At 72.0% G+C, this 25839-nt stretch carries 28 protein-coding genes; 11 read left to right on the top strand and 17 right to left on the bottom strand.

The window, feature by feature from the left end:
- Positions 1-168 precede the first annotated feature (168 nt).
- The gene (locus FCH28_RS19550; protein WP_281289733.1) at positions 169-744 is read right to left on the bottom strand and encodes a sigma-70 family RNA polymerase sigma factor; all 576 of its coding nucleotides are present in this window, start codon (positions 742-744) and stop codon (positions 169-171) included.
- Positions 745-1102: 358 nt separating this feature from the next.
- Entirely contained in the window at positions 1103-1714 is a 612-nt protein-coding gene (locus tag FCH28_RS19545; RefSeq protein ID WP_003948568.1) for a response regulator transcription factor, read from the bottom strand.
- Between the two features lie 381 nt (positions 1715-2095).
- Between FCH28_RS19545 and FCH28_RS19540 the strand changes: the two genes are divergently transcribed.
- Complete coding sequence (locus FCH28_RS19540) at positions 2096-2428, top strand: WhiB family transcriptional regulator (protein ID WP_136741338.1); 333 nt, start codon at positions 2096-2098, stop codon at positions 2426-2428.
- Between the two features lie 136 nt (positions 2429-2564).
- On the opposite strand, the gene FCH28_RS19535 is transcribed toward FCH28_RS19540, so the two are convergent.
- Entirely contained in the window at positions 2565-3500 is a 936-nt protein-coding gene (locus FCH28_RS19535) for a LysR family transcriptional regulator (protein ID WP_136741337.1), read from the bottom strand.
- Positions 3501-3593: 93 nt separating this feature from the next.
- On the opposite strand from FCH28_RS19535, the gene FCH28_RS19530 reads away from it, so the two are divergent.
- Both FCH28_RS19530 and FCH28_RS19525 read left to right on the top strand, forming a co-directional pair.
- Positions 3594-4271 carry an MOSC domain-containing protein gene (locus FCH28_RS19530; protein ID WP_136741336.1) on the top strand — a complete coding sequence of 226 codons (678 nt, stop codon included), beginning with the start codon at positions 3594-3596 and terminating at the stop codon, positions 4269-4271.
- Between the two features lie 11 nt (positions 4272-4282).
- The gene (locus FCH28_RS19525) at positions 4283-5056 is read left to right on the top strand and encodes an SDR family NAD(P)-dependent oxidoreductase (protein ID WP_136741335.1); all 774 of its coding nucleotides are present in this window, start codon (positions 4283-4285) and stop codon (positions 5054-5056) included.
- Here the strand turns inward: FCH28_RS19525 and FCH28_RS19520 are convergent.
- On the bottom strand, positions 5053-7041 hold the full coding sequence (locus tag FCH28_RS19520; protein ID WP_136741334.1) for a DUF2264 domain-containing protein: 1989 nt from the start codon (positions 7039-7041) through the stop codon (positions 5053-5055). The genes FCH28_RS19525 and FCH28_RS19520 overlap by 4 nt on opposite strands.
- Before the next feature lie 160 nt (positions 7042-7201).
- On the opposite strand from FCH28_RS19520, the gene FCH28_RS38175 reads away from it, so the two are divergent.
- The 3 genes from FCH28_RS38175 (at position 7202) to FCH28_RS19510 (ending at position 9192) form a co-directional block, all read left to right on the top strand.
- Complete coding sequence (locus FCH28_RS38175; RefSeq protein ID WP_169314205.1) at positions 7202-7360, top strand: hypothetical protein; 159 nt, start codon at positions 7202-7204, stop codon at positions 7358-7360.
- A 17-nt stretch (positions 7361-7377) separates the two neighbouring features.
- The gene (locus tag FCH28_RS19515; protein ID WP_136741333.1) at positions 7378-8436 is read left to right on the top strand and encodes a hydroxyacid dehydrogenase; all 1059 of its coding nucleotides are present in this window, start codon (positions 7378-7380) and stop codon (positions 8434-8436) included.
- A gap of 63 nt (positions 8437-8499) precedes the next feature.
- Positions 8500-9192, top strand: coding sequence for an ester cyclase (locus FCH28_RS19510; protein WP_136741332.1), 693 nt, complete (start codon positions 8500-8502; stop codon positions 9190-9192).
- A 195-nt stretch (positions 9193-9387) separates the two neighbouring features.
- Here the strand turns inward: FCH28_RS19510 and groL are convergent, their stop codons facing one another.
- A complete protein-coding gene (gene groL, locus FCH28_RS19505; RefSeq protein WP_136741331.1) occupies positions 9388-11013 on the bottom strand; it encodes a chaperonin GroEL in 1626 nt (541 codons plus the stop codon).
- A gap of 135 nt (positions 11014-11148) precedes the next feature.
- Complete coding sequence (groES, locus tag FCH28_RS19500) at positions 11149-11457, bottom strand: co-chaperone GroES (protein ID WP_019710502.1); 309 nt, start codon at positions 11455-11457, stop codon at positions 11149-11151.
- A 416-nt stretch (positions 11458-11873) separates the two neighbouring features.
- Between groES and FCH28_RS19495 the strand changes: the two genes are divergently transcribed.
- Both FCH28_RS19495 and FCH28_RS19490 read left to right on the top strand, forming a co-directional pair.
- Positions 11874-13268: an FtsW/RodA/SpoVE family cell cycle protein gene (locus FCH28_RS19495; RefSeq protein WP_136741503.1), complete on the top strand. Its 1395-nt coding sequence runs from the start codon at positions 11874-11876 to the stop codon at positions 13266-13268.
- Positions 13265-14473: a class I SAM-dependent methyltransferase gene (locus tag FCH28_RS19490; protein WP_136741330.1), complete on the top strand. Its 1209-nt coding sequence runs from the start codon at positions 13265-13267 to the stop codon at positions 14471-14473. Before FCH28_RS19495 ends, FCH28_RS19490 begins: the two co-directional genes overlap by 4 nt.
- Before the next feature lie 9 nt (positions 14474-14482).
- Here the strand turns inward: FCH28_RS19490 and FCH28_RS19485 are convergent, their stop codons facing one another.
- From FCH28_RS19485 to tsaB, 4 genes are all read right to left on the bottom strand, one after another.
- The gene (locus FCH28_RS19485) at positions 14483-14848 is read right to left on the bottom strand and encodes a hypothetical protein (RefSeq protein WP_136741502.1); all 366 of its coding nucleotides are present in this window, start codon (positions 14846-14848) and stop codon (positions 14483-14485) included.
- A gap of 159 nt (positions 14849-15007) precedes the next feature.
- A complete protein-coding gene (gene tsaD, locus FCH28_RS19480; RefSeq protein WP_136741329.1) occupies positions 15008-16138 on the bottom strand; it encodes a tRNA (adenosine(37)-N6)-threonylcarbamoyltransferase complex transferase subunit TsaD in 1131 nt (376 codons plus the stop codon).
- Positions 16139-16143: 5 nt separating this feature from the next.
- On the bottom strand, positions 16144-16617 hold the full coding sequence (gene rimI / locus FCH28_RS19475) for a ribosomal protein S18-alanine N-acetyltransferase (protein WP_136741501.1): 474 nt from the start codon (positions 16615-16617) through the stop codon (positions 16144-16146).
- Positions 16618-16643: 26 nt separating this feature from the next.
- The gene (gene tsaB / locus FCH28_RS19470) at positions 16644-17303 is read right to left on the bottom strand and encodes a tRNA (adenosine(37)-N6)-threonylcarbamoyltransferase complex dimerization subunit type 1 TsaB (RefSeq protein WP_136741328.1); all 660 of its coding nucleotides are present in this window, start codon (positions 17301-17303) and stop codon (positions 16644-16646) included.
- A gap of 138 nt (positions 17304-17441) precedes the next feature.
- Between tsaB and FCH28_RS19465 the strand changes: the two genes are divergently transcribed.
- Positions 17442-18005, top strand: coding sequence for a hypothetical protein (locus FCH28_RS19465; RefSeq protein ID WP_136741327.1), 564 nt, complete (start codon positions 17442-17444; stop codon positions 18003-18005).
- A 37-nt stretch (positions 18006-18042) separates the two neighbouring features.
- Here FCH28_RS19465 and FCH28_RS19460 read toward each other — a convergent pair whose 3' ends face one another.
- From FCH28_RS19460 to FCH28_RS19440, 5 genes are all read right to left on the bottom strand, one after another.
- Positions 18043-18264 (bottom strand): hypothetical protein, encoded by a 222-nt coding sequence (locus FCH28_RS19460; RefSeq protein ID WP_136741326.1) that lies wholly within the window; start codon positions 18262-18264, stop codon positions 18043-18045.
- Positions 18265-18520: 256 nt separating this feature from the next.
- Positions 18521-19081 carry a tRNA (adenosine(37)-N6)-threonylcarbamoyltransferase complex ATPase subunit type 1 TsaE gene (tsaE, locus tag FCH28_RS19455; protein ID WP_136741325.1) on the bottom strand — a complete coding sequence of 187 codons (561 nt, stop codon included), beginning with the start codon at positions 19079-19081 and terminating at the stop codon, positions 18521-18523.
- A 35-nt stretch (positions 19082-19116) separates the two neighbouring features.
- Positions 19117-20409: an alpha/beta fold hydrolase gene (locus FCH28_RS19450; RefSeq protein ID WP_136741324.1), complete on the bottom strand. Its 1293-nt coding sequence runs from the start codon at positions 20407-20409 to the stop codon at positions 19117-19119.
- The gene (gene alr / locus FCH28_RS19445; protein WP_136741323.1) at positions 20402-21610 is read right to left on the bottom strand and encodes an alanine racemase; all 1209 of its coding nucleotides are present in this window, start codon (positions 21608-21610) and stop codon (positions 20402-20404) included. Before alr ends, FCH28_RS19450 begins: the two co-directional genes overlap by 8 nt.
- Positions 21611-21690: 80 nt before the next feature.
- On the bottom strand, positions 21691-22428 hold the full coding sequence (locus FCH28_RS19440) for a L,D-transpeptidase (RefSeq protein ID WP_136741322.1): 738 nt from the start codon (positions 22426-22428) through the stop codon (positions 21691-21693).
- Positions 22429-22557: 129 nt separating this feature from the next.
- Here FCH28_RS19440 and FCH28_RS19435 point away from each other — a divergent pair, with 129 nt between their 5' ends.
- Positions 22558-22737, top strand: coding sequence for a hypothetical protein (locus FCH28_RS19435; RefSeq protein ID WP_136741321.1), 180 nt, complete (start codon positions 22558-22560; stop codon positions 22735-22737).
- Between the two features lie 83 nt (positions 22738-22820).
- Here the strand turns inward: FCH28_RS19435 and FCH28_RS19430 are convergent, their stop codons facing one another.
- On the bottom strand, positions 22821-24245 hold the full coding sequence (locus FCH28_RS19430) for an NAD(P)H-hydrate dehydratase (protein WP_136741320.1): 1425 nt from the start codon (positions 24243-24245) through the stop codon (positions 22821-22823).
- Between the two features lie 122 nt (positions 24246-24367).
- Positions 24368-25336, bottom strand: coding sequence for a helix-turn-helix domain-containing protein (locus FCH28_RS19425; RefSeq protein WP_136741319.1), 969 nt, complete (start codon positions 25334-25336; stop codon positions 24368-24370).
- Between the two features lie 155 nt (positions 25337-25491).
- Here FCH28_RS19425 and FCH28_RS19420 point away from each other — a divergent pair, with 155 nt between their 5' ends.
- Positions 25492-25809 (top strand): hypothetical protein, encoded by a 318-nt coding sequence (locus FCH28_RS19420; protein ID WP_246103007.1) that lies wholly within the window; start codon positions 25492-25494, stop codon positions 25807-25809.
- The last annotated feature ends 30 nt before the right edge of the window (positions 25810-25839 follow it).

Here is a 25839-nt window from a genome sequence, read left to right as displayed (position 1 = left end):
GACACCTTCCCCAATGCTCTTGCCTCAGCGCGGACTCCCATGCTAACGGCCTGGAGGAGTGTCCCAATCCACGAGAGATGAGGGCCTCATCACTCGTGCATTTCTACGGTGACATCCCGCCATGCACGGGTGGTGCCGACCGCCGGTCACCGCACTGTCACTGCACTGCTACTGCTCCGCGAGTGCCCGCAGCCGGCTCAGCGCGCGGTGCTGCGCCACCCGCACCGCGCCCGGTGACATTCCCAGCATCTGCCCGGTCTCCTCGGCTGTCAGCCCGACGGCGACCCGCAGCAGGACGAGCTCGCGCTGGTTCTCCGGAAGGTTCGCCAGCAGCTTCTTGGCCCACTCCGCGTCGCTGCTCAGCAGCGCCCGCTCCTCGGGGCCGAGGGAGTCGTCGGGCTGCTCGGGCATCTCGTCGGACGGCACGGCGGTGCTGCCGGGACCGCGCATCGCGGCCCGCTGCAGATCGGCGACCTTGTGGCCGGCGATGGCGAAGACGAACGCCTCGAAGGGCTTTCCGGTGTCGCGGTAGCGCGGCAGCGCGCAGAGCACCGCGACGCACACCTCCTGCGCCAGGTCCTCGACGAAGTGTCTGGCGTCACCCGGCAGCCGGGAGAGCCGGGTGCGGCAGTAGCGCAGGGCGAGGGGGTGCACATGGGCCAGCAGATCGTGCGTGGCCCGCCGGTCCCCCTCGACGGCGCGTGTGACGAGATCGCCGATCTCCTGGTTCCCGTCATCGCGCATCGGTCCATGGTGCCTTGGCGCGGAGCCGCCCGCGGCACCACCCCCGTTGTTGTGCACTGAACCGTTACGCGCCGTCGTGCTAGCACTCACGTCCCACGCCTCCCCCGTTCGGGTTGTACCCATACCGACCCCGAGCCCTCGCCGGTAGCTTGTATCCGTGCCGTACGGCACCGGGCAGGGCTTGTCCGTCATGAGGTCTCTTCTGGCCGAGTGAGAGCCCCGGCCTCCGCCGGGGAGGAGTCACACCTCAAGGATGCGGTATCGCGTGAGGTTTCGGCGCCGAGCGTCGACGCGGCGGGGTTACGACGTTCGCCACCCGGTCAGTGGGCCGGCGCCGTAACCCCGGTTGCACAGCAGGTCAGCGGACCAGTCCCCAGCGGAATCCCAGCGCCACCGCGTGCGCGCGGTCGGATGCGCCGAGCTTCTTGAAGAGGCGCCGGGCGTGCGTCTTGACGGTGTCCTCGGAGAGGAACAGCTCGCGGCCGATCTCCGCGTTGGAGCGACCGTGGCTCATGCCCTCCAGCACCTGGATCTCGCGGGCGGTGAGCGTCGGCGCGGCACCCATCTCGGCGGATCGCAGCCGACGCGGGGCGAGCCGCCACGTCGGGTCGGCGAGCGCCTGGGTCACCGTGGCACGCAGCTCGGCGCGCGAGGCGTCCTTGTGCAGATAGCCGCGGGCACCGGCGGCGACCGCGAGCGCGACACCGTCGAGGTCCTCGGCCACCGTGAGCATGATGATCCGGGCGCCGGGGTCGGCCGACAGCAGTCGGCGGACGGTCTCGACACCGCCGAGTCCGGGCATCCGCACGTCCATCAGAATCAGGTCCGAGCGATCGGCGCCCCAGCGGCGGAGGACTTCCTCGCCGTTGGCCGCGGTCGTCACACGCTCGACGCCGGGCACGGTCGCAACCGCCCGTCGGAGCGCCTCTCGGGCAAGCGGGGAGTCGTCGCAGACGAGGACGGATGTCATGACCGCCCTCCGCAGCTGATGCGCGTCACCTTGAGCCTCCAGGCTGGTACGTATCGTCACCTGTGCGATTGACGTGCCTCGGACATCTGCCCGAGGGCTACCTCTGCCAACCGCCTCCGCACACTCAACGACGGTCACTCGAAAGAGTTACGGCTTCGGTGACCGTCTTCAGCACGCTCCGTGAGGAGCCGGATACGCAGGCATCGCACGGGTGTGACCAGCCTCCGCGCGTGCACCCTATGCCCTATTTGGCCCTCTTTCTTCCATTTTCGCGGCGTCTGCGACTAGATTCGCAATGAGTCATATTTACATCTACTTCGATAGTAGATGTACGGTCTTGAGCACCGAGCCCGAAACAGCATCGCTTCGAGGGGACAAGCAATGGCAGATTTCTCCCGCCTCCCGGGCCCGAACGCAGACCTCTGGGACTGGCAGCTGCTCGCCGCCTGCCGCGGCGTGGACAGCTCGCTCTTCTTTCATCCTGAAGGCGAGCGCGGCGCGGCCCGCAGCGCGCGTGAGACATCGGCGAAGGAGGTGTGCATGCGCTGCCCCGTACGAGCCGAATGCGCGGCGCATGCTCTGGCGGTCCGCGAGCCCTACGGGGTCTGGGGCGGACTGACCGAGGATGAACGCGAGGAACTGATGGGCCGGGCCCGCCACCGGCTGATCCCCGCAACCTCCCTCACCAGCCACGCCGGCGCGACCCGCGGCTGACCGTCCGGAGCGGCACCTCCGGGAAACCTCCCGCGTCGATCCGGCAACCGGCCGGAACACGCCGGGTCCGGCGGCTCTGCGCTGCCCGCGCCCGGACCGCGGCCCTTACCGCCGCCGAGCCGGCGGGCACTCCCTCTCAGCGCGTGCGCGTGCCCGCGTGCGAGCCCTTCGCCGCCTCCGCCAGCTGATCGAGCATCGCCTCGACGGCGGGCACCCGCGCCAGATCCGGCAGCGTGAGCGCGACGATCTCCCGGTGCACCGCCGGCTCCATCCGTACCGTCGTGGCCCCCTTGGGGCGGACCGACTCCAGCGCGAGCTCGGGCAGTACGGCGACGCCCAGACCCGCGCCGACCAGTCCGATCACCGCCGGATAGTCGTCGGTGGCGAAGTCGATGCGCGGGGTGAAGCCGGCGGACTCGCAGACTTCGACGAGATGGGTGCGGCAGCGCGGACAGCCCGCGATCCACGGCTCGTCGGCCAGCTCGGCGAAGCCCGCCGTACCGGCCTCGGCGAGCCGGTGGCCGTCCGGAACCAGCCCGATCAGCCGGTCCGCCAGGATCGGCCGGACCACCAGGTCGTCCCATTCGGCGGCGGCCGCCGGGTCCGCGCCGCGCACCTCGGGGTAGCGGAAGGCCAGCGCGATCTCGCAGTCGCCGTTGCGCAGCATCTCGACCGAGCGCGGCGGCTCCGCCTCGACCAGCGAGACCCGGGTGCCGGGGTGCTTGGCGCGCATCCTGGCCAGGGTGGTCGGCACCAGAGTCGAGCTGCCGGAGGGGAACGACACCAACCGCACCCGGCCCGCCCGCAGGCCGGCGATCGCGGCGACCTCCTCCTCGGCGGCGATGAGCCCGGCCAGGATGCCCACGGCGTGCCGTACCAGCGCCTCGCCCGCCTGCGTCAGCCGCATCTCGCGGCCCGTACGGATCAGCAGCGGGGTGCCGGCGGACTGCTCCAGGGCCTTCATCTGCTGGCTGATGGCAGGCTGGGTGCAGCCCAGCTCGCGGGCGGCGGCGGAGAAGGAGCCGGTCCGGGCGACGGCGCGCAGAACGCGGAGGTGGCGGGCCTCGATCATGGTTTGAGTATAAGCGAGTCTTGGAGAAATCGGGAAAGGTCAAGCTCGAAGCTTTGGTTACTCTTTGCTATCACTTGGGTACGTGGAGTGTCCATGGAATGCCATAGGAAGCTGCTGAGCGTGAATCTGGGGCGGCCCATGCCGTCCGAGTGGAGCCATGTCGAGGGCGGCACGGGTATCGACAAGCGGCCCGTCGACGGCCCGGTGGCGGTCGCCGCGCCCGGCCCCAAGGGCGTCGGGGGGAGCGGGCTGGCGGGTGACGCGGTGCTCGACGTCCGCAATCACGGCGGGAACGACCAGGCCGTGTACGCCTACGCCCGCGAGGACCTGGACTTCTGGCAGCGGGAACTGGGCCGCGAGCTGGCCAACGGGGTCTTCGGCGAGAACCTCACCACCTCGGGCGTCGACATCAGCGGCGCCCGGATCGGCGAGCGCTGGCGGGTCGGGCCGCGACTGCTGCTGGAGGTGACCTCGCCGCGTATCCCGTGCCGGTTGTTCCAGCAGTGGCTCGGCGAGGACGACTGGATGAAGCGGTTCACGGCGGCCGCGGTGCCCGGGGCGTACCTGCGGGTGCTCGAACCGGGCGAGATCCGCGCCGGGGACGCCGTCGAGCCGGTCCACCGGCCGGCGCACGACGTGAGCGTCGCGCTGGCCTTCCGGGCGCTGACCGTGGAACGGGAGCTGCTTCCGCGGTTGCTGGCGGCCGGGGAGGCGCTGCATCCGGAAGATCGGGCCAAGGCTGCCAAGTACGCGGAGCGGTGCGGCCGATAGCGTTGTCCGGTATGACGACTGCATTGATCACGGGAGCGACGGCGGGCATCGGGGCGGCGTTCGCCCGGCGGCTCGCGAGCGACGGACACAGCGTGGTGCTGGTGGCACGCGATGAGCGGCGACTGCGCGAACAGGCCACCGAACTGCACGACCGGCACGGCATCGAGGCCGAGGTGCTGAGCGCCGACCTGGCGACCGAGGACGGTATCGCCGCCGTCGAGGCGCGGCTCTCGGACGCCAGGCGCCCGGTGGACCTGCTGGTGAACAACGCGGGGTTCGGCAACAAGGGCGAGTACCTCGAAGTGTCGATGGCCGATGAGCTGACGATGCTGAAGGTGCACTGCGAGGCGGTACTGCGGCTGACCACCGCCGGGGTGCGGGGCATGCGGGACCGGCGGCGCGGCGGTGTCGTCAATGTCGCGTCGGTGGCGGCGTTCGTGCCGCGCGGCACGTATGGCGCGAGCAAGGCGTGGGTCGTGCAGTTCACGCAGGGGGCGGCGCGGGATCTGGCGGGGAGCGGGGTGCGGCTGATGGCGCTGTGCCCCGGATTCGTACGGACCGAGTTCCACCAGCGGGCCGGGATGGGGACGGACAACATCCCGAGCTGGATGTGGCTGGACGCGGACAAGCTGGTGGACGCGGCGATGAGGGATCTGGCGCGCGGGAAGTCACTGTCCGTTCCCGATCCGCGGTACAAGGCGCTGATGGGCGCCGTGAAGCTGGCGCCGCGCGGCGTGTTGGGCGGGCTGACGTCGCGGACCGGCCGCAAATACGGCCCCCGCTAGTCGCTGCGCTCTGCCGGGGCCGTCGTCGGGTGCGGCCCCGGCCCTGGGGCCTCCCGTGATCGGGGGGCCAGGGTCAGGTGGGTGCTGGTGCCGTCGTCCCAGGTGACATGGAGGTCCGTGCCCGAGATGTGGGTGGTGGCCAGGGCTTCCACGGGGGCGGGCTGCGGCTCTCCGGTCAGCGAGGCCAGGGCGGCGAAGAGGCTGCCCTGCGGGTGTGCGGTGGTCGTGCCCGTCAGGACGGCGGTGTGGGCGCGCGGGCCGAAGGGTGTGCTGCCGGTGGGTGTGTGGCCGGTGGTGAGGTCGTAGCCGTGTACGGGGTGGAGTTGGGCGGTGGGGCCGTCGGGGGTGGTGGCCCAGCCGGTCTGGCGTACGGGGGTGCCGGGGGCGGCGCCGGTGACCAGGTGGGCGCGGAGTTCGGTGCGTCCGTGGACGAGGGTGGCGGACAGGACCTGGACGCCGGGGAGTTCGGCGCCTCCCCCGGCGGCTACGCCCCCATCGCCGGGGGGACCCCCAACGGGGTGGTGCGGGGTGTGGGTGGAGGCGGCCCAGTCGGGGCCTTGGCCATGGGGGGTCACGGGGCCGCGGGTGGTGGGCCGGCCGTCGATCAGCAGCGCGAAGTGGTTGTCGGGGAGAGCTGTGTGGTCGGCGGGGGCGGTGGGTCCGGTGCGGGTGGAGTACGCGAAGCGGGCGTAGAACGGGTCCGCGGTGGCGAGGGGGGAGTTGCTGCCGTGGTTGTGCAGACGGACCAGACCGTCGGCGGCGGTGGACTGCAGGAGTAGGCCGGTGCGGCCCAGAGGCATCGCGGCGTCCGCGGTTTCGGCCGGGAGGGGAGCCTCGGGGGCGGTCCAGGCCGGGTGGTCGGCGGGGAGCAGCAGACCGAGGAATCCCTTGGCGGCCCAGTAGGGGGAGGCCGGTCCCGAGTAGCTCTGGAGCAGGGGCTCGTACGGGCCGTACCAGCCCAGCGGCAGCAGGCCGTCCTCGGTGACGGCGCCGCGGTCGAAGAAGTGGCGCAGTGCCCCGGAGGCGAGGCGGCGGGTGGCGCCCGGGGTGAGCGGGGTGTTGCCGGTGAGGGCGCCGAGCCAGGGGGCGGCGGTGGCGGCGAAGCGGTAGGTGAGGGAGCGGCCGAAGGGCAGGGGGGCGCCGTTGGTGTCGAAGAGGCGGGTGTAGTGGTCGAGGTGGGCTCGTAAGCGTCTGCCGTGGGTGGCCAGGAGGGCGGTGTCGGCGCCCAGGTGGGCGTGCAGAACGGGATAGAAGTGCAGAGCCCAGGCGTTGTAGTGGTCGAAGGCGCGGTTGTCGCCGTCGGTGTACCAGCCGTCGCCGCGGTACCACTCGTCCGTACGGGCGAGCGCGCGGTCGATGGCGGTCCGGGCGCGTTCGGTCTCGATGCCCGCGTCGAGCAGGAAGCCGCCGACGGTCAGCCCGAAGAGCCACCAGTTGTTGTCGACGGGGGACGGGGCGAGGGCGGGCAGCAGCCAGTCGACGACGCGGGCGCGGACCGGCTCGTCGAGGACGTCCCACAGCCAGGGGCGGGTCAGGCGGAGGCCGAGGGCCAGGGAGGCGGCTTCGACGTACGCCTGGCGGACGGTGTCGATCCGGGGCCAGGAGTCGGGCCGCGAGTAGCCCAACTCACAGCGTGGGGTGGGGTGTTCGGTGCCGGAGGCGAGACCCTCCGCATAGCGGTCGAGGTGGGCGTGCGGGTCGTGGCCGTTGCTGCCGGCGATGCGGAGGGCGGCGAGCAGGAACGTACGGGCGAAGCCTTCGAGGCCGTCGGACCGGGTGCCGGAGGAGCTGGGGCGGGCGCCGGGGAGGGCGATCAGGCCGTGCCGCGGGGAGGCGTACGGGGCGGTGGCGCGCAGCAGGCCGTCGGCCGCCGCCTCCCAATGGGCGCGGGTCCAGCCGGTGTACGGGCTGAGGCGGCGGTCCTCGGGCGGGAGGCGGAAGGGGTGGGATTGGGGGCGAGGGGCGGAAGTGGGGGGTGTGGTCATGGGCTTCCCCTGGGGAGGGTGGGTGGCCGGGTGACGCGGGAATCCTTCAGCCGCGAGTGATCGAACGTCAAGAGACGGGTGATCAAACGTCAAGTGACGGGATCGAGCGATCGGTTGGGGTGACGCTCGATCGACCGGGAACGGCCTGTCGCCTCTTCATATGGCGGTGCCGGGCATACCGGCCGTCTTCCGCTTTCCGTGCACGCCCATCTGGAACAACTTCCTCCTCCCCCTGGTCCCGCTCTCCGTCCTGCGCCTGTCGCCGCCGGGCCACGGCCTGTACGCATGGAACAGCAACGCCCATGCCACGCCGTCCTAGGAGCACCGGTAACCACCATGTACCCGACCACTGACAATCCCCCAGGACCTGGGGATATCCCGCACTCCCGGCCAGCCCTGCTGCTGTCCATGGGCCCCGGCGTCGCCGACCGGCTCCTCGACGCCCGCCACCACACCCGCCTCGCGGCCCTCACCCGCACCGACTCCCGCCTCGTCGCCCACGAGTTGGCCGACCCCGCACCCGAGGTGGCCGCCGCGCTCGCCGACGCCGAGGTGCTCCTCACCTGCTGGGGCGCCCCGCGGCTCACCGAGCGGGTGCTGGCGGCGGCGCCCCGGCTGCGCGCCGTCGTCCACGCCGCCGGATCGGTCAAACACCACATCACCGAGGCCTGTTGGCAACGCGGGATCACCGTCACCTCGGCGGCCTCCGTCAACGCGCTGCCCGTCGCCGAATACACCCTCGCCGCGATCCTCTTCGCCAACAAGCGCGTTCTGCACACCGCCCACCGCTACCGCACCCTGCGCGCCCCGCACGACTGGCAGCGTGAACTGGCCGGCGCCGGCAACTACGGCCGCACCGTCGGCATCATCGGCGCCTCCCGCATCGGCCGCCGCCTCATCGAGCTTCTCCGCCCCTTTGACCTGCGCGTTCTGCTGCACGATCCCTACGTCGACACCGCCGGGGCCGCCCACCTGGGCGTGACGCCGGTCCCCCTCGACACCCTCTGCGCCGAGAGCGACATCGTCACCGCGCACGCCCCCCAGCTGCCGTCCACCCACCATCTCCTCGGCGCCCGCGAACTGGCCCTGATGCCGGACGGGGCGACCCTCATCAACACCGCCCGCGGCTCCCTCGTCGAGGAAACGGCCCTGCTCGCCGAGCTGCTGACCGGCCGTCTCCATGCGGTCCTCGACGTCACCGACCCCGAACTCCCGCCCCCCGACTCCCCGTTGTACGACCTGCCGAACGTCCTGCTCACCCCGCATCTCGCCGGCTCCCTGGGCGGCGAGCTGCACCGTCTGGCCGACCGGGCGCTGGACGAGGTGGCGCGGTTCGCGGCCGGCCTGCCGTTCGCGGACCCGGTGCACCCGGCGGGCCAGGACCGCTCGGCCTGACCACGGCATAACGCCCATTTCTCACTAAAATGGAGGCATCCCATCCGCACCGAGGGAGGCGGCATGAAATTCGTACAGATAATCGACTACAAGACCGAGCGGCCCGAGGGCATGAACGAGCTGCTGGACAAGTGGGTCGAGCAGACCAAGGGCAAGCGGACCGCCACCCACAGCCTCATCGGCAAGGACCGTTCCGACGCGTCCCACTACGTCGAGATCGTCGAATTCCCTTCGCACGAAGACGCCGTGAAGAACTCGAAGCTCCCGGAGACCGACCGGATCTTCCGGGAGATGGTGGACCTCTGCGACGGGATGCCGTCCTTCACCGACCTCGACGTCGTCCGGGACGAACAGTTGAACACCGCAACCGCCCGCCGGTTCTTCCACGAGATCGCCGTCGGCGGCAACCTCGACACCATCGATGAGATTTTCGCGGGCGACTACCGGGACCACGACATCATCAAGGAAGAGGAGACCGTGATCGGGCGCAACGTCATGCGTGATGACGTCACCTCATGGCGCGCCGCCTTCGATTTCACGTTCAACCTCGACTCCCAGATCGCCCAGGGCGACGACGTCGTGACGCGGTGGACCTGGACCGGCACCCACCAGGGCGAATTCATGGGCGTCCAGCCGACCGGCAAGGTGTGCACCATGACCGGGACCACGACGTTCCGGTTCCGCGGAGGACGGATCCAGGAAGGCTGGTGGCACTACGACGTCATGAGCCTGATGCGGCAACTCGGCACGCTCTGAGCAGGTCGCCGCGACATGGGCACCGCCACAACGTCACCGAGGCGGTCACCGGGGCGCTGACGTCGCCCGTCAACAACCGGACAGCAAACGGGAAGGCCCCTGTTCCCGTCGCTCAGGACCGGGAACAGGGGCCTTTCCGCCGATTACGCGGCCGCCTGCGCGAGAACGCGGCGGACGGTTACCCGACGGCTCGCGTCAGTGCGCGTGGCCGTGGCCGTGACCGGCGTCGCCGGCCTCTTCCTCTTCCTTCTTCTCGACGACCAGGGTCTCGGTCGTGAGCAGCAGGGAGGCGATGGAGGCGGCGTTCTCCAGGGCGGAGCGGGTGACCTTGACCGGGTCGATGACGCCGGCCTTGACCAGGTCGCCGTACTCGCCGGTGGCGGCGTTGAAGCCCTGGCCCTTGTCCTGCTCGGCGACCTTCGCGGTGATGACGTAGCCCTCGAGGCCGGCGTTCTCCGCGATCCAGCGCAGCGGCTCGACGACCGCGCGGCGGACGACGGCGACACCGGTGGCCTCGTCGCCCTCCTTGCCGAGGCTGCCGTCCAGCACCTTGGCGGCGTGCACCAGGGCGGAGCCACCACCGGAGACGATGCCCTCCTCGACCGCGGCGCGGGTCGCGGAGATGGCGTCCTCCAGACGGTGCTTCTTCTCCTTGAGCTCGACCTCGGTGGCCGCACCCACACGGATCACGCAGACGCCGCCGGCGAGCTTGGCGAGGCGCTCCTGGAGCTTCTCGCGGTCCCAGTCGGAGTCGGTGGCCTCGATCTCGGCCTTGATCTGGGCGACCCGGCCCTGGACGTCGTCGGCGTTGCCGCCGCCGTCCACGATGGTGGTGTCGTCCTTGGTGACGGTCACGCGGCGGGCGGTGCCCAGCACGTCCAGACCAGCCTGGTCGAGCTTGAGGCCGACCTCCTCGGCGATGACGGTGGCACCGGTGAGGGTGGCCATGTCGCCGAGCATCGCCTTGCGGCGGTCACCGAAGCCGGGGGCCTTGACGGCCACGGCGTTGAAGGTGCCACGGATCTTGTTGACGACGAGGGTCGACAGGGCCTCGCCCTCGACATCCTCGGCGATGATCAGCAGCGGCTTGGAGGCGCCGGCCTGGATGACCTTCTCCAGCAGCGGCAGCAGGTCCTGGATCGAGGCGATCTTGCCCTGGTGGATCAGGATGTACGGGTCGTCGAGGACGGCCTCCATACGCTCCTGGTCGGTGACCATGTAGGGCGACAGGTAGCCCTTGTCGAAGGCCATGCCCTCGGTGAAGTCCAGCTCCAGACCGAAGGTGTTGGACTCCTCGACGGTGATGACACCGTCCTTGCCGACCTTGTCCATCGCCTCGGCGATGAGCTCGCCGACCTGCTTGTCCTGCGCGGACAGGGCGGCGACGGCGGCGATGTCGGACTTGTCGTCGATCGGGCGGGCGGTCGCGAGGAGCTCCTCGGACACGGCCTGCACGGCGGCGTCGATGCCCTTCTTCAGGGCGGCCGGGGAAGCACCCGCGGCGACGTTGCGCAGGCCCTCGCGGACCAGCGCCTGGGCCAGCACGGTGGCGGTGGTGGTGCCGTCACCCGCGATGTCGTTGGTCTTGGTCGCCACCTCCTTCACGAGCTGGGCGCCCAGGTTCTCGTACGGGTCGTCGACCTCGACCTCACGGGCGATGGTGACACCGTCGTTGGTGATGGTCGGGGCACCGAACTTCTTGTCGATGACGACGTTGCGGCCCTTGGGACCGATGGTCACCTTGACCGCGTCGGCAAGCTTGTTGACGCCGCGCTCGAGGGCGCGACGGGCGTCCTCGTCGAACTTCAGGATCTTCGCCATGGGTTGCTTCAAGTCCTCTCGTTGCGATCCTCGGCCACGCACCGGCGACCGCTATCGCTCAAAACGAACTGCGCCCCTGCCCCGGGTTGTTTAGACGCGGGAACCAGGGGCGCAGATCAGGCAATTCCGGGTGACTTACTTCTCGACGATCGCGAGGACATCGCGAGCCGAGAGGACGAGGTACTCCTCGCCGCTGTACTTCACCTCGGTGCCGCCGTACTTGCTGTAGAGCACGACGTCGCCGACGCTGACGTCGAGCGGAAGACGGTTGCCGTCCTCGAAGCGGCCCGGGCCCACGGCCAGGACGACGCCCTCCTGGGGCTTCTCCTTGGCAGTGTCCGGAATGACCAGGCCCGAGGCCGTGGTCTGCTCGGCGTCGAGCGGCTGGACCACAATGCGGTCCTCAAGCGGCTTGATGGCAACCTTGGAGCTGGCGGTCGTCACGATCCGACCTCCCCCTTCGGAGATCTCACGGGGTTAACTGTCTGAGGTGGCGACCAGGTGGATCCGTCGTCGCGGGTGCCGGACCTGCCCGTCGCTGTGTGTTTGGCACTCCCCAGCGGAGAGTGCCAACGCCGAGACTATGACGCGGTTAGCACTCGGTCAAGCGGAGTGCCAACGTGGCGAGGTGCGCGCCACGTCCTCGCGCGCCGACCGGTGCCAAATCGGACACACCTTCCGGTTCCGTGGCAACCGTCCCACCTGCCACCTCGTCTACTCCCCCGACTGCCGAGCCGATGTACGGACCGTCCCCCACGCGGGCCCGCGGCTCCGACGATCGATGGCGGAGGAATCCCGTGCGTGGACTGACGAGCGCTGCCCGGAGAACCGGGGAGCCGGAGAGCGACGCCGAGCGCACCATGACGTTCGCCGCGCTCGCCCAGGCGCCGGACCGCCGCCGCACCGAGGCATGGCTGCTCGCCCTCGTCGCACTGATCGCCGTCTTCGGCTATGTCTACACCGGCCTGTCGATGACCGGCCGGCTGCCCGACGGCCTGGTCCGCTTCGCGGTCGGCATGGTGCTCGTGGCGCTGGTCCCGCATCTGGTCGTCCGCCGCTTCGCGCCGCGCGCCGATCCGCTGATCCTGCCGGTGGCCGCCCTGCTGACCGGCATCGGCCTGGTGCTGCTGCACCGCCTGGACATCACCTACGCGGCGACACCGCGGCTGAAGATGGCGCCGGCCGCCACCGGCCAACTGGTGTGGACCGGCATCGGCGTGGCGGTCTGTGTCGCCGTGCTGATCCTGCTCAAGGACCACCGCCTGTTACAGCGTTACATCTATCTGACGATGGCGGTCGCGCTGGTGATGCTGATGGCGCCGGCGTTCTTCCCCGGCGACACGTTCGGCGCCAAGCGCTGGATCTTCATCGGCCCGCTGTCGCTGCAGCCCGGCGAGTTCGTCAAGATCGCCATCGCGGTGTTCTTCGCCGGCTATCTGACGGTCAACCGCGACGCGCTCGCACTGACCGGCCGCCGCTTCCTGGGCGTCCAACTGCCCCCGGGCCGCCAGCTCGCACCGATCTTCACGATCTGGGCGATCAGCCTTCTGGTGCTGGTCTTCGAACGCGACCTGGGCACCTCGCTGATCTTCTTCGGGGTGTTCGTGATCATGCTCTACATGGCCACCGAGCGCACCAGCTGGGTGCTCTGCGGGCTGGCCCTGGCCACCGTCGGCGCGATCACCGTCGGCTCCATCGAACCGCACGTCAAGGGCCGGATCGAGGCGTGGCAGAACCCGATGACGGCGTTCACCCCCGAGGGCCGGGCGGCGGGCCTGTCCGACCAGCTCGGGCAGGCGCTGTTCAGCTTCGGCAGCGGCGGCATCGGCGGCAGCGGCCTGGGCCAGGGCCACCCCGAGCTGATCGGCTTCGCGGGCAACAGCGACTTCATCCTCACCACCGTCGGCGAAGAGCTCGGCCTGGCCGGAATGATGGCCGTCCTGCTGCTGTACGTACTGCTCGCGCAGCGCGGGTTCCGCGTGGCGCTCACGGCCCGCGACCCGTTCGGCAAGCTCCTCGCCGTCGGCCTCTCCGGGGCGCTGCTGCTCCAGGTCTTCGTCGTCACCGGCGGCGTCACGGGCCTGATCCCCCTCACCGGCAAGGCGCTGCCGTTCCTGGCGAAGGGCGGGTCGTCGCTGGTGGCGAACTGGGTGATGGTGGCGTTGCTGCTGCGCGTGAGCGATCGCGCGCGACGCCGGCAGGAGCCGGCGAGGGCGGCGGGAGAGCCGAAGGCGGGGGAGACAATGGCACCGTGAACGACCTCGACGCCTTCGCCGCCCTGCTCACCCCGGAGGGGCAGACGCTCCTGGACACGCTGCGGGACTTCGACCCCGCCGACGAGCTGAGCGCGGCGACCCGGCTGCGCCGCGACCACGACGCGCCCCTCGTGTCCGCGGCCCTCACCCAGGCCCGGCTGCGCCAACGCGCCGCGGCGAAGTTCGGGGCCGACGCGGGGCGGATGTACTTCACGCCGAACGGCGTCGAGCAGTCCACCCGCGCGTCCGTCGCCGCGCACCGCGCGGCCCGGCTCGCCGCGCTGGGTGTCCGTACGCTGGCCGACCTCTGCTCCGGGATCGGCGGTGACGCGATCGCGCTGGCCCGTGCCGGGATCTCGGTGCTCGCCGTCGACCGCGATCCGCTGGCCTGTGCCGCCGCGCGGGCGAACGCCGAGGCGCTGGGGCTGGCGGAGCTGATCGAGGTGCGGTGCGCGGACGTCATGGAGGTGGACACCACCGGATATGACGCGGTGTTCGTCGACCCGGCGCGGCGGAGCAGGACGAGGGGTGGCCGGATCTTCGACCCGGAGGCGTACTCGCCACCGCTGTCGTGGGCCGTCGAGGCAGCCCGTACCGCTCCCTACGCGGCACTGAAGATCGCGCCCGGTGTGCCGCACGACGCGCTGCCCGACGACGCCGAGACGGAGTGGATCTCCGACCACGGCGAGGTGAAGGAAGCGGTGTTGTGGTTCGCCCGGGGCTCCGGGGAGATGCCGCTGCCGGTCCACGGCGGGCGCCGCGCCACCCTGCTCCCGGCCGGCGACTCGCTGCTCGGCGCGGGGCTGCCCGATCCCGAGCCGGGCCCTGTCGGCGCCTGGTTGTACGAGCCGGACGGCGCCGTCATCCGGGCCCATCTCGTCGCGGATGTCGCCCGGCAGGTCGGTGGCCGGCTGATCGACCCGACGATCGCGTACATCACCGCGGACCAGCCGGCGGAGACCGCGTACGCCACCGCCTACGCGATCACGGATGTGCTGCCGTTCAACGTCAAGAAGCTGAAGGCGCTGCTGCGCGAGCGCGAGGTCGGCATCGCGGTGATCAAGAAGCGCGGCTCGCCGGTCGAGCCGGAGGAGCTGCGGAAGAAGCTGAAGCTGGGCGGCGGCCCGCACTCCTGCACGATCTTCCTGACCCGGGTCGCCGGTGCCCCCGCGATGCTGCTGGGGCACCCGGCCGCCGAAGCCTGAACGGGGGCCTCACGCCAGGTCGGTGAGGTCCTCGGCATAGATCTGGGCGAGCGGCTGCGGGCCTACGTACTGCTGGCAGGTGCACTGGCCGGCCTCGTAGTGCGTCGGCTTGTGGTCCGCGTCCCAGGCGACCGCGACCTCGACCCGCTCATGGCACTTGCCCTGCTTGTCGTGCTTGGCGAGATGGTGGGTGCAACCGCACACCGGCTGCGGCGGCTTGTGCGCGTCGGCGAGTTCCAGCCGCTCCTGGCGGGCGGTCTCCAGGCGCTCCATCTTGCGCTTGTGCCGGGTGCGCAGAGCGTCGCGGGCCATGTCGGCGACCTTCGCGAAGCCACCCGACATGAACAAGATGAAGACCCACCAGAACCAGTCCACGGCCTGCCGCCCTCCCCGCACACGCACCGCTGCTCCCGCCCAGAGTATGACCGCAGCAGACGCCCCGGCAGGGCGGTGCCCGGGATTTGCGCCCGACGTGAGCAGAGCTGCACGCGAGTGGAGTTCTCAGGAGCAGCGGTCCTCAGGAAGTAGACGTCCTCAGGAGTAGAGGTTCTCCTTGCTCACCTCGTGGACGTGGTCGTGGCCGTGGTGGTGCCCGGAGCCGCCCTGCCCGCCCTCTCCGGGGACATGGGTTTCGGTGACCGGCAGGGACGAGTCGGCCGACAGGTCCCAGTCGGAGGCCGGCCGGTTGCGGGCCACCATCTCCGCGCCCAGGGCCGCGACCATCGCCCCGTTGTCGGTGCACAGCTTGGGCCGCGGCACCCGCAGGGTGATGCCGGCGTCCTCGCAGCGGCGCTCGGCCATCGCCCGCAGCCGGGAGTTGGCAGCGACCCCGCCGCCGATCATCAGGTGGTCCACGCCGTTGTCCTTGCAGGCCCGGACGGCCTTACGGGTCAGCACATCCACCACGGCCTCCTGGAAGGACGCCGAGACATCCGCCACCGGGATGTCCTCGCCGGCCGCCCGCTTGGCCTCGATCCAGCGCGCGACCGCGGTCTTGAGGCCGGAGAAGGAGAAGTCGTAGACGGGGTCGCGGGGGCCGGTCAGACCGCGCGGGAAGCGGATCGCGTCCGGATTGCCCTCGCGCGCGTAGCGGTCGATGACAGGCCCGCCGGGGAAGCCGAGCTGCAGGACCCGGGCGATCTTGTCGAACGCCTCGCCGGCCGCGTCGTCGATCGTCGAGCCCAGGGGCCGTACGTCGGAGGTGATGTCCGGGGCCAGGAGGAGGGAGGAGTGGCCGCCGGACACCAGAAGGGCCATCGTCGGCTCGGGCAGCGCGCCGTGTTCCAGCTGGTCGACGCAGATGTGCGAGGCGAGGTGGTTGACGCCGTAGAGCGGCTTGCCGAGGGCGTAGGCGTACGCCTTGGCGGCCGAGACGCCGACCAGCAGCGCACCGGCCAGTCCCGGCCCCGCGGTGACCGCGATGCCGTCCAGGTCGCTCGCCGCGACCCCGGCCTCCTTGAGCGCGCGCCGGATGGTGGGGACCATCGCCTCCAGGTGTGCCCGCGAGGCCACCTCCGGGACCACTCCGCCGAAGCGCGCGTGCTCGTCGACGCTGGACGCGACCGCGTCGGCGAGCAGGGTGTGGCCTTGGACGATGCCGACACCGGTCTCGTCGCAGGAGGTCTCGATGCCGAGGACGAGCGGTCCGCCGCGGGAGTCAGCCATGATTCTCAAGTTCCTTGTACGGAGGGTGCTTCGGAGGAGGTCTGGGTGGTGAGGCGCATCACGAGGGCGTCGACGTTGCCGGGCTGGTAGTAGCCGCGGCGGAAGCCGATGGGTTCGAAGCCGAAGCGCTCGTAGAGGCGTTGCGCGCGGGCGTTGTCGACCCGTACCTCCAGCAGCACCTCGCGGCACTCGAAGTCGGTCGCGGCGCCGAGGAGTTCGGCCAGCAGCCGGCCGCCGAGGCCGGTGCCCCACTGGTCACGCGCGATGGCGATGGTCTGGATGTCGCCGGTGCCGTCGATGGCGGCGAGCCCGCCGTAGCCCACGATCCGCCCGTCCTGCTCGGCGACGAGATAGCGGCGGGTGGCGAACGGGCCGCGCGCATGCGCCAGCTCCGACCAGAACATGCCGGGCGACCAGGCGTCCTCGGGGAAGAGATCGTGCTCCAGCTCCAGCACCGGCGCTATGTCCCACCAGCGCATCTCGCGCAGCCCGGCGGCACCGGCGGTCACTTGGGGGTGACCACCTTGTAGTTGGCCGGGACCTGTGCGTCCGGGCGGCGCAGGTACAGCGGCCGGTCGGGCAGGAACTCCTCGCCGGCCGCGAGCTTCTCGGCGGCCAGCGAGGCGAGGGCGGCCGCGGACTGGTGCTCGGGCCCCGCGCGCCGTACGCCGGTGAAGACGGAGTCGTAGAGCAGCGCGCCGGCGCCCACGGCCGGGGTCCCGGCCACCTCGTCGGCGATGTCCGCGGCCCGGTCGACGGCGGGCTCGGTCAGGCGGGTGCGGGCGTTCGCGTAGCGGGCCCAGTAGACCTCCTTGCGGCGCGCGTCCGTCGCCACCACGAAGGGCTCGTCCAGGCCGGCGGCGTACGCGATGCCGTCCAGTGAACACAGGCCGTGGACGGGCACGTCCAGCACGGCGCCGAAGGTCGCGGCGGTGACCAGCCCGACCCGCAGTCCGGTGTACGGGCCGGGGCCGACGCCTACGACGATGCCGGTGACCGCGTCGAGCTTCCGGCCGGCCTCGGCCAGCACCCGGTCGACGGCGGGCAGCAGCAGCTCGCCGTGCCGGCGCGCATCCACCTCGCGGGACTCGGCGAGGACGCGGGATCCGTCATGGAGCGCGACGGTGACGGCGGGGGTGGCGGTGTCAAGAGCTAGCAGCAGCACGCCCTTAAGCCTACGGCGCCGCGGGTGGTCCCCGTTCCGGTGCTACCGTCCCCCTATACCAAGCAGTCAGGCGGCCGGGCGGCCGGGACACGGTCCTCCCGCCGGCGGCCGGGGAGCGTACGGAAAGGTGGCACAGCGGTGCCCGCTAAGAGCAGCACGATCGTCACCGCTCTCACCGCGGCCGCCCTGGTCGCGGTCGGCGTGCTCGGCTACCAGGCCTCGGCGTCCGCGCCGGACACCCTCGCCCCGGCCCGCAAGGACGGCAGTCACGGCAGCACAGCGCCCAAGAACCCCGGGCGCGAGAAGGACCGGCCCCGCCCCGTCGCGGTCCCCACGGGGTCCGGCGAGGGCCGGCGGGTGGTCTACGCCCTGGGTGCGAAGCGGGTCTGGCTGGTCGGCGCCGACGGCAACGCGATCCGTACGTTCCAGGTCGCGCCGAGCACCGTCAGCCCGCCGGCGGGGTCGTACGCGGTCACCTCGCGTTCGGTGAGCATCACCGGCTCCGACGGCATCGCGATCGAGCATGTGGTGCGGTTCGCGAGCGTCGACGGCGCGGTGATCGGCTTCAGCGCGGCGGTCGACGGCTCGATGCCGAAGCCGGACCCGTCGAAGCGGACCGGCGGTATCCGTGAGTCTCGGGACGACGGCAAGGCGATGTGGGAGTTCGCGCTGCGCGGCTCGAAGGTCGTCGTCGTTTCCTGACCGGGCCCCGGCCGCAGAACACATTCGCCCCTACGGGCTACGCGGCGTCGCGCCCCTCGGTGGACGGGGCGGCGCCCGCTCCGGTCCCGTCCGCGGGCGCGCCAGGCCTGGCGGCGCGGGCTTCCTCGGGGGCGTCGGGGGGCGTGGAGACGGCGCTGGCCGCGGCGCACGCGGCGAGCAGTTCGTTCATGGTCGGCTGTTCGCGCGCGTCCCGCTCGGCGCGCCGAGCCGCATGGGCAACAGGCTGGTGGGCCGACATGGACGCCTCCCGGGCTCCTGGGGCACGCGACAGAAGTTAGGCTGACCTAACCGGGGTCTCTGCACCCATGTGACCACGCCCGGTGCCGCGCACGCAACATCATACCGACGCCTTGTCGGAAACTACGGGGCGAGGGGCCGACGAGGGGGCCGCCGGGACGAGGACGGGCGACGGGCGGCCGGATCCGGACGTGCGGAAGCCACCGGCGGGCACCGGGGCCCGTCCGTGTGGTCGGTCGATCGCGAGAGCCGGGTGGTCAGCGGGCGGCGAGCGCCGGCAGTCCGGCGTCCGCCCAGCGCGGGCCGCGGCCGAGCACCATGACCTCGCGTACGTCGTCCGGGCCGCGCTCCAGCCCGCCCTCCGGGCCGCCCGCCAGGACGCCGTCCGCGCCGGCCGGCGCATCGGCGCCCACGGCGCGGCCGATGACGACATGCAGCCGGTCCTCGGACAGCTCCTCGACCTTGCCGTCGCCCCACTCCACGACGACCACCGACTCCGGCAGCGAGACGTCGAGGTCCAGGTCCTCCATCTCGTCGAGGCCGCCGCCGAGGCGGTACGCGTCGACGTGCACCAGCGCGGGGCCGCCCGTCAGGGAGGGGTGCACCCGGGCGATGACGAAGGTCGGTGAGGTGACGGCGCCGCGCACGCCCAGGCCCTCGCCCAGGCCCCGGGCCAGCGTCGTCTTGCCCGCGCCCAGCTCACCGGTGAGCAGCACCAGATCGCCGGGGCGCAGCAGGGAGGCCAGTCTGCGGCCCAACTCCTGCATCTGGTCGGGAGTCTTGATGGTCACCTGGGCGGTCGCGGCGGTGGTGCTCATGCCGCAAATGGTACGGCCCGGCCCGGCCCTGCGTCTCAGGCGCGGGCCGGCCGGGAACTGCGCGCCGTCGCGCTCGCCCGTTCCACCAGCGACACCAGCTGCTCATTGACCAGTTCGCGCCGCTCCAGCATCACCAGATGGCCGGCGCCGGGGGCGCAGACGAGCTCCGCGTTGGGCAGCAGCTCGGCGATCGTCTGGCTGTGGTCGGCGGGGGTGATCAGGTCCTTCTCGCCCGCCAGGACCAGCGCCGGCACATTGTCGTACGCCACCAGCGCGTCGGTTTTGTCATGCACCGCGAACGCCGGATAGAACTCGGCGACCACATCGATCGGGGTCGCCTCGATCAGCCGCTCGGCGAACCGCGCGATGCCCGGGTCCACGTCCTTGGGCGTCCCGAACGAGTACCGCTTGATGATCCCCGCGAACAGGTCGGCGGTGGCCCGGCGGCCGCGTTCGACGATCTCGCTCTGCGCGCCGAGCGCCTTCAGCACGCCCGGCGCCAGGCGGTGGAACGCCTTCACGCCCAGCGACGGCAGCCCGAACGCGACCTCGCTCAGCCGGCCCGCCGAGGTACCGATCAGCGCCACGCCGACCACCCGATCCGCGACGAATTCGGGGAACTGGTCGGCCAGCGCCATCACCGTCATCCCGCCCATGGAGTGCCCGACCAGCACGATCGGGCCCTCGGGGACGGCGGCGTCCAGCACCGCCTTCAGATCCCGGCCCAGCAGATCGATGGTGACCGGTTCGGTGCCGTCGATCTGGCCGTGGCCGCGCGCCGACCGGCCGTGGCTGCGCTGGTCCCAGTGGACGGTGCGCACCGCGCCGCGCAGCGCCGCGCGCTGGAAGTGCCAGGAGTCCTGACTGAGGCAGTAGCCGTGGCTGAAGACGACCGTGGGGGCGGTGGCCCGCCGCCCGAGCACCGCCAGCAGCCGCTTGCGGAAGCCGCCCTGGGCCTCCTGGACGGCGCGGGCGGCCCGGTCGGCCTTGCTTCCCTTGGCCCGCTCGCCCTTCTCCGCCTTGCCCGGCAGCTCGCCGGGCTCGTCCACCTCGTAGTAGAGCTCGGTGCCGTCCTCCGCGATCGCCGAGCCCGGAGTGCCGCGCAGCGTGCCGTACGGGCCCGCCGCGTCCAGCGCCAGGCGCGCCTTGCGGCGCATGCCGCGGCCGACCGTCAGCCGCTCGATCGCCACACCGGCGGCCGCGCCGGCCGCGACCACGCCGATCGCGGCGCCCGCGATGCCGGCGTGCCGGCCGGCCCTGGCCCAGTTGCCGGCCGCGTCGGCCGCCGCCTCCACCGCCTTCGCGGCGGCCTCCTGCCCCTCAGTCATGCGGTACCCCCGTGAGCGCCGTGTCCCCGTCCCCGTCGGCCCCGTCGGCCTGGTGATTCTCCATTTCACTGTCCACATAGACGCGGGGCACCCGCGTTCCGATCCGTGTGACGATTTCGTACCCGATGGTTCCAGCCGCCCTGGCCCAGTCCTCGGCGGTCGGCTCGCCGCGGTCGCCGGGGCCGAAAAGCACCGCCGGATCACCCGCATGGGCGGTGTCCCCGCCGAGATCGACCACGAACTGGTCCATCGCGACCCGGCCGGCGATCGTCCGCCACTTGCCGGCGACCAGCACCGGGCCGTTGCCGGAGGCGTGCCGGGGGATGCCATCGGCGTAGCCGAGCGGGACCAGCGCGAGGGAGGTGTCGCCGGGCGTGCTGTAGGTGTGCCCGTAGGACACGCCGTGGCCGCCCGGGACGCGTTTGACGGACGCCAGCGAGGCTTCCAGCGTCATCGCGGGCCGCAGCCCGAGCTCCTGGGAGGTGCCGACCTCGGGGGCCGGTGAGATGCCGTAGATGCCGATGCCCGCGCGCACCAGGTCGTAATGGGCTTCGGGGAGGGTGAGCAGCGCCGGCGTGTTGGCGATATGCCGCACCTCGGGGCGGAGCCCGGCCGCCTCGGAGAGGGCCAGCGCGTCCTCGAAGGCGGCCAGCTGGGCGGCGATGGAGGGGTGGCCCGGCTCGTCGGCGCAAGCGAAGTGCGACCAGACGCCGGTGACCCTGATCGTGCCCTCGGCCTCGGCGGCCGCGGCGGCGGCGATCAGTTCCGGCCAGTGGGCGGGCTGGCAGCCGTTGCGTCCGAGACCGGTGTCGACCTTGAGCTGGACGCGGGCGGCGCGGCCGAATCCGCGCGCCGCCGCGGTCACTTCGTGCAGCGACCACAGCCCGCTCACCGACACGTCGATGTCCAGCTCGATCGCCCGGTGCCAGGGCCCGCCGGGCGTCCACAGCCAGCACATCAACCGGCCGGTGTCGCCGGCCTCGCGCAGCGCGAACGCCTCCTCGGGAAGCGCCGTGCCCAGCCAGCTCGCGCCGGCCTCGCGGGCGGCGCGCCCGCAGCGCACCGCACCGTGTCCGTAGCCGTCGGACTTGACCACGGCCATCAGCTCTGCCCGGGGTGCGCGGGCCCGCAGCGCACGCACATTGGCCCGCACGGCGGCGAGGTCAATGGCGGCATGGGCGCGCTTCGCTGTCTCGTTCATCCCCCTCAGTGTCTCAGGCGGCGTCGCGACACCCCGGGGGGACGGGCGGTGGCGCACCTGCCGCTCACGGACCGGGGGCCTCACACGCCGGTCTTGCGTCCCCAGATATGGACGATGTCGCCCTTCCTCAGCACATTCCACAGCTTCTGCGCGTCCGTCCGTTTCACATTGACGCAACCGTGCGAGCCGGGCGGTGCGTACAGGCTCCCGTAGACGCCGTGCAGCGCCTGGCCACGGTCGAAGAACTGGGCGAACGGCATCGGCGTCCGGTAGAGCGACGAGGTGTGGTCCCGGTGCCGGTGGTAGATGCGGTATGTGCCGGTGCGGGTCTCCATCGTCCGCTGGCCGGAACGGATCGCCACCGGGCGGAAGATCACCTTCCCGCCCTGCTGCACCCACATGAGCTGCCGCGACAGATCGACACAGGCGACCCGCTCGGGACCGTTGGGGCAGTGGCCGTCCTTGTTCGGGTCCTGCTGGGCCGCCATCAGCCGCAGCACGGCACCGGTGACCGGTCCCGCGAAGCCGGTCGCCGGCGCGATGTGCTGGGCCTGCTGGAACGTGCGGATGGCCTGGCAGTCCCCGAGCGACTGCCGGCCGTCCACCGGCCGCCGCAGATAGAGCTCGGCCTGCCGCTGGTAGGGGCCGGCGGCCTGGCTGCACGTCGGCGGCTGGTGCCCGCGCCGCGCCCCGGGCCCGGCGACCGCGTCCTGGCCGGCCGGCCGCGCGGTGGCCGCCGCGGGCACGCCGGCGAGCGTGAGCAGCGAGACGACGCCGATCAGCAGCGCCGGGAAGGTGCGGTTCATACCGTCACCCATGCCGTGACCGCCCACTCACCCCGCCGTGCGGACGCGTTTTTCGCCCTGGTGCCGCGCGCCGTTCCCCCACTGGGCGTAACGGCGTGGGGGACGGGTGCCGTTGACGGCTGCCGATGGCGGCCCGCGACGATGAACGTGACGGTCGGCCTGGCGGTCGGCATGACGGCCGGCATGGCGAGCGGTGCGGCGAGCGAGGTGGCGTGCGACGCAACCGGCAACATGGCGAGCGACGTGACGACGGGCGCGCCCCCCGGGCTCGGCAACAACGGTGCGCAACGCCGGGAAGCCCAGGGCCCGTTAGGCCGTTGAGGACCGCAAGGGGCGCGCCCCCCTGACATGCCCCCGTAACCTCCCCCGGCCCTCCCCCGCCCGGACCCCTCGCCCCGCCCCCGTCACGCCACCACGTCCCGCCACGCCGCCCCCAGGTGCTCCGCCACCTCCGACGCCAGGATCGGCGCCCCCGGTGACCCGGCCGCGCGCCGAGCCGCCAGGCCGTGCAGATACGCGCCGACGGACGCGGCGTCACGGGCCGGCAGCCCGGCGGCGAGCAGCGAGCCCGTCACCCCCGAGAGCACATCGCCGCTGCCGGCCGTCGCCAGCCAGCCGGTCCCGGTGGGGTTGACCCGTACCGGCCCGGTGGCGTCCGCCACCAGCGTCGTCGAGCCCTTCAGCAGGACCGTGGCCCCGTAGCGCGCGGCCAGCTCCCGTACGGACCGCAGCCGGGCCGCCTCGATCTCCTCCCGACCGTGACTGAGCAGCGCGGCGGCCTCGCCCGCGTGCGGCGTCAGCAGGGTGGCGGCGGTCCGCGACCGTACCTGTTGCGGCGTCAGGAAGCGCAGCCCGTCGGCGTCCACGAGCACCGGCACCTCCGCGGCCAGCACCTCGCCCAGCGCGTCCGACTCGTCCCCGATGCCGGGCCCGATCACCCAGGACTGCACCCGGCCCGCCTTGTGCGGGGGCCCGGCGTGCACCAGCGTCTCCGGGAAGTGCGCGAGCACCGCGTCCGCGGCCGGACCGACATACCGTACGGCCCCCGCGCCGCCGCGCAGCGCGCCCGCCACCGCCAGCACCGCCGCACCCGGATAGCGCGCGGAACCGGCCACCACGCCCACCACCCCGCGCCGGTACTTGTCGCTCTCGGCCGCCGGGCGCGGCAGCAGTTCCGCCACGTCCGCGTGGTGCAGCGCTTCCACCTCGGCCTCCTCGGGCAGCGCGAGGCCGATGTCCACCAGCCGCAGCGCGCCCGCCCGCTCCCGCGCCGGATCGATCAGCAGCCCCGGCTTGTACGCCCCGAACGTCACCGTCGCATCGGCCCGTACCGCCTCCCCGCCGACCTCCCCGGTGTCCGCGTCCACGCCGCTCGGCAGATCGACGGCCACCACCAGCGCCGACTCCCGTGCCGCATGGAGGAGCCGAGCGGCCTCGGGGCGCAGCCCGCCGCGGCCGCCGATCCCCACGATGCCGTCCACGACCAGATCGGCCCAGGCGACATCCCGCGGCGGATCGTCCGACACCCGCCCGCCGGCCGCCCGCAGCGCGGCCAGCCCGCCCTGGTGCGCCCGCTCGGGCGACAGCAGTACGGCGACGACCCCGGCCCCCCGGCGGGCCAGCCGGGCGCCCGCGTACAGGGCGTCCCCGCCGTTGTCGCCGCTGCCCACCAGCAGCGCCACCCGGCCGCCGGACACCCGGCCCAGCAACTCCCCGCAGGCGACGGCCAGTCCGGCCGCCGCCCGCCGCATCAGCGTCCCCTCGGGCAACCGGGCCATGAGCTCCCGCTCGGCGGCCCGCACGGTCTCCACGGTGTAGGCAGTCCTCATGGGGTCAGTGTCACACCCGTACGGGGGCGAGGGATCGGGCACACGCGAGGGGCCGTCGAGGCCTCACGGCAGGGCAGCCAGGGCGGCATCGAAAAGCCGAGGCGAACGACGGGAGCCCTCGATCAGCGCGCCTCTCTGGCCTTCTCCAGCGCTTCCCGATGCTCCCAGGTCCACGGAGCGCCCTGAAGATCCTCCGGCAGCCCCGCCAGCCCGGCTGACAGGTGGTCGGCTGCCTGGTCGTAGCGCCTCAGCGCCAGGGTGGCCAGGCCCAGGTTCAGGCGGTTGAACTCCGGTGTCAGCCAGTAGGCGGTGTCCGGTGGGGGAACGCGGGCAGCCTCGTCCGTCAGTCGCTCTGCCTGCTCGACCATGCGCAGTGCGCGGTCGGTCTCGCCCACTTCCGCCCACCCGGCCGATGCCTGAAGGATGTCGCCCAGCCGTTGCGCGGGGTGAGCGCCCGGAGTGTCCGCTGCCGCCGTGAACCACCGGGCGATGCCCTGGGGACGGCTCTGCTGGCGGGCGATGTACCCCTTGAAATTCAGTGCCTGTGCCGCGAGCGTCCCGTTTCCGATCTCGTCGGCCAGCTCCAGCGCATCGCCCAGGAGCCGCACAGCCTGGGCATCGTCACGTACCTGGGCCAGCATCCAGCCGCCGAATTGGACGAACTCCGAGGCCACCTCGGCCAGTTGATCGCGATGCGGCCCCCTGGCCTCCTTGAGCATGCGGGTGATCTCGTTCATCTGGGCGAGGGTTGCTGGAAGAACCGACTCAGGTTTGACCACGTCGTCTAGGCGCCGGTATGCGGAAAGCACATCCGCCAGTGCGTCCACTGTGCCCGCATCCAGGCGGGACGGTTCGGCGGCGCTACGGGCGACCCGAGAAGCGTCGTCGGGGTTCATCACGACCCCGGAAAGCGCGCCGCCTGCCCCGACGAGTTCGTCGAGCGCGTTCGCCAACTTGGCCGAGGGCCGTTGTTTCCCGTTCAGGACGCGGGAGAGGTACGCGAGGTCGTAGTTGACCGCGCGGGCCGCAGCCCGCATGGAGTAGCCGCCGTCCCGCAGGGCGCGTCGAGCGAGATCCGCGAATTCACTCACAGTGAACCCCTAGGCGTTGACTGATGCTCTCGGCGTTGTCAAGTGCGGTCAACTCCCGCGTGAGCACCGGAAACTCAACGATAGCTGAGAGAAGGACCCCCGCGACGTTCGTGGCGTCCGGGGGCATGGCCACCAACCCCTGGGAGGTTGACGACATGCGCAAACATAGCGCGTGGATCTTCGAACTGCTGTTGCGGGTGTTACTGCCCGCGCGGGGGCGTCACCGGTCGGCCGACGCCCTGTCCGCTGCGCGGTGCGAGGCCGCGCCGACGCTTGTGCCTCGCCGTCGGCCCGTCCGGCAGCCTGAACTGCTGCGTGGCGAGGACTCGGCCCTGATCCGCCCGTACCTCCTCACCTCCGAGGAATGGCGGGAACGACGCGCACAGCGTGGCCGTCGGCGGGCGTTGTGGCTGGCCGTGCACGGGTACGACGTCGGGCCGCGCTGGATTCACGGTGTGGAGGTGATGGGTTGATGACCCGCATCTGCCGCCCCGTTCACCTGA

This window comes from Streptomyces piniterrae (genome assembly GCF_005048155.1).
In the GTDB taxonomy this organism is placed as follows: Bacteria; Actinomycetota; Actinomycetes; order Streptomycetales; family Streptomycetaceae; genus Streptomyces; species Streptomyces piniterrae.
This window is presented reverse-complemented; position numbering and strand designations above follow the sequence as displayed.

Bases quoted from the DNA above. Each gene is read 5' to 3' on its own strand.
- FCH28_RS19550 (WP_281289733.1), bottom strand. From the start codon at position 744: ATGCGCGATGACGGGAACCAGGAGATCGGCGATCTCGTCACACGCGCC.
- FCH28_RS19545 (WP_003948568.1), bottom strand. From the start codon at position 1,714: ATGACATCCGTCCTCGTCTGCGACGACTCCCCGCTTGCCCGAGAGGCG.
- FCH28_RS19540 (WP_136741338.1), top strand. From the start codon at position 2,096: ATGGCAGATTTCTCCCGCCTCCCGGGCCCGAACGCAGACCTCTGGGAC.
- FCH28_RS19535 (WP_136741337.1), bottom strand. From the start codon at position 3,500: ATGATCGAGGCCCGCCACCTCCGCGTTCTGCGCGCCGTCGCCCGGACC.
- FCH28_RS19530 (WP_136741336.1), top strand. From the start codon at position 3,594: ATGGAATGCCATAGGAAGCTGCTGAGCGTGAATCTGGGGCGGCCCATG.
- FCH28_RS19525 (WP_136741335.1), top strand. From the start codon at position 4,283: ATGACGACTGCATTGATCACGGGAGCGACGGCGGGCATCGGGGCGGCG.
- FCH28_RS19520 (WP_136741334.1), bottom strand. From the start codon at position 7,041: ATGACCACACCCCCCACTTCCGCCCCTCGCCCCCAATCCCACCCCTTC.
- FCH28_RS38175 (WP_169314205.1), top strand. From the start codon at position 7,202: ATGGCGGTGCCGGGCATACCGGCCGTCTTCCGCTTTCCGTGCACGCCC.
- FCH28_RS19515 (WP_136741333.1), top strand. From the start codon at position 7,378: ATGTACCCGACCACTGACAATCCCCCAGGACCTGGGGATATCCCGCAC.
- FCH28_RS19510 (WP_136741332.1), top strand. From the start codon at position 8,500: ATGAAATTCGTACAGATAATCGACTACAAGACCGAGCGGCCCGAGGGC.
- groL (WP_136741331.1), bottom strand. From the start codon at position 11,013: ATGGCGAAGATCCTGAAGTTCGACGAGGACGCCCGTCGCGCCCTCGAG.
- FCH28_RS19495 (WP_136741503.1), top strand. From the start codon at position 11,874: ATGACGTTCGCCGCGCTCGCCCAGGCGCCGGACCGCCGCCGCACCGAG.
- tsaD (WP_136741329.1), bottom strand. From the start codon at position 16,138: ATGGCTGACTCCCGCGGCGGACCGCTCGTCCTCGGCATCGAGACCTCC.
- rimI (WP_136741501.1), bottom strand. From the start codon at position 16,617: ATGCGCTGGTGGGACATAGCGCCGGTGCTGGAGCTGGAGCACGATCTC.
- FCH28_RS19460 (WP_136741326.1), bottom strand. From the start codon at position 18,264: ATGTCGGCCCACCAGCCTGTTGCCCATGCGGCTCGGCGCGCCGAGCGG.
- tsaE (WP_136741325.1), bottom strand. From the start codon at position 19,081: ATGAGCACCACCGCCGCGACCGCCCAGGTGACCATCAAGACTCCCGAC.
- FCH28_RS19450 (WP_136741324.1), bottom strand. From the start codon at position 20,409: ATGACTGAGGGGCAGGAGGCCGCCGCGAAGGCGGTGGAGGCGGCGGCC.
- alr (WP_136741323.1), bottom strand. From the start codon at position 21,610: ATGAACGAGACAGCGAAGCGCGCCCATGCCGCCATTGACCTCGCCGCC.
- FCH28_RS19440 (WP_136741322.1), bottom strand. From the start codon at position 22,428: ATGGGTGACGGTATGAACCGCACCTTCCCGGCGCTGCTGATCGGCGTC.
- FCH28_RS19435 (WP_136741321.1), top strand. From the start codon at position 22,558: ATGAACGTGACGGTCGGCCTGGCGGTCGGCATGACGGCCGGCATGGCG.
- FCH28_RS19430 (WP_136741320.1), bottom strand. From the start codon at position 24,245: ATGAGGACTGCCTACACCGTGGAGACCGTGCGGGCCGCCGAGCGGGAG.
- FCH28_RS19420 (WP_246103007.1), top strand. From the start codon at position 25,492: ATGCGCAAACATAGCGCGTGGATCTTCGAACTGCTGTTGCGGGTGTTA.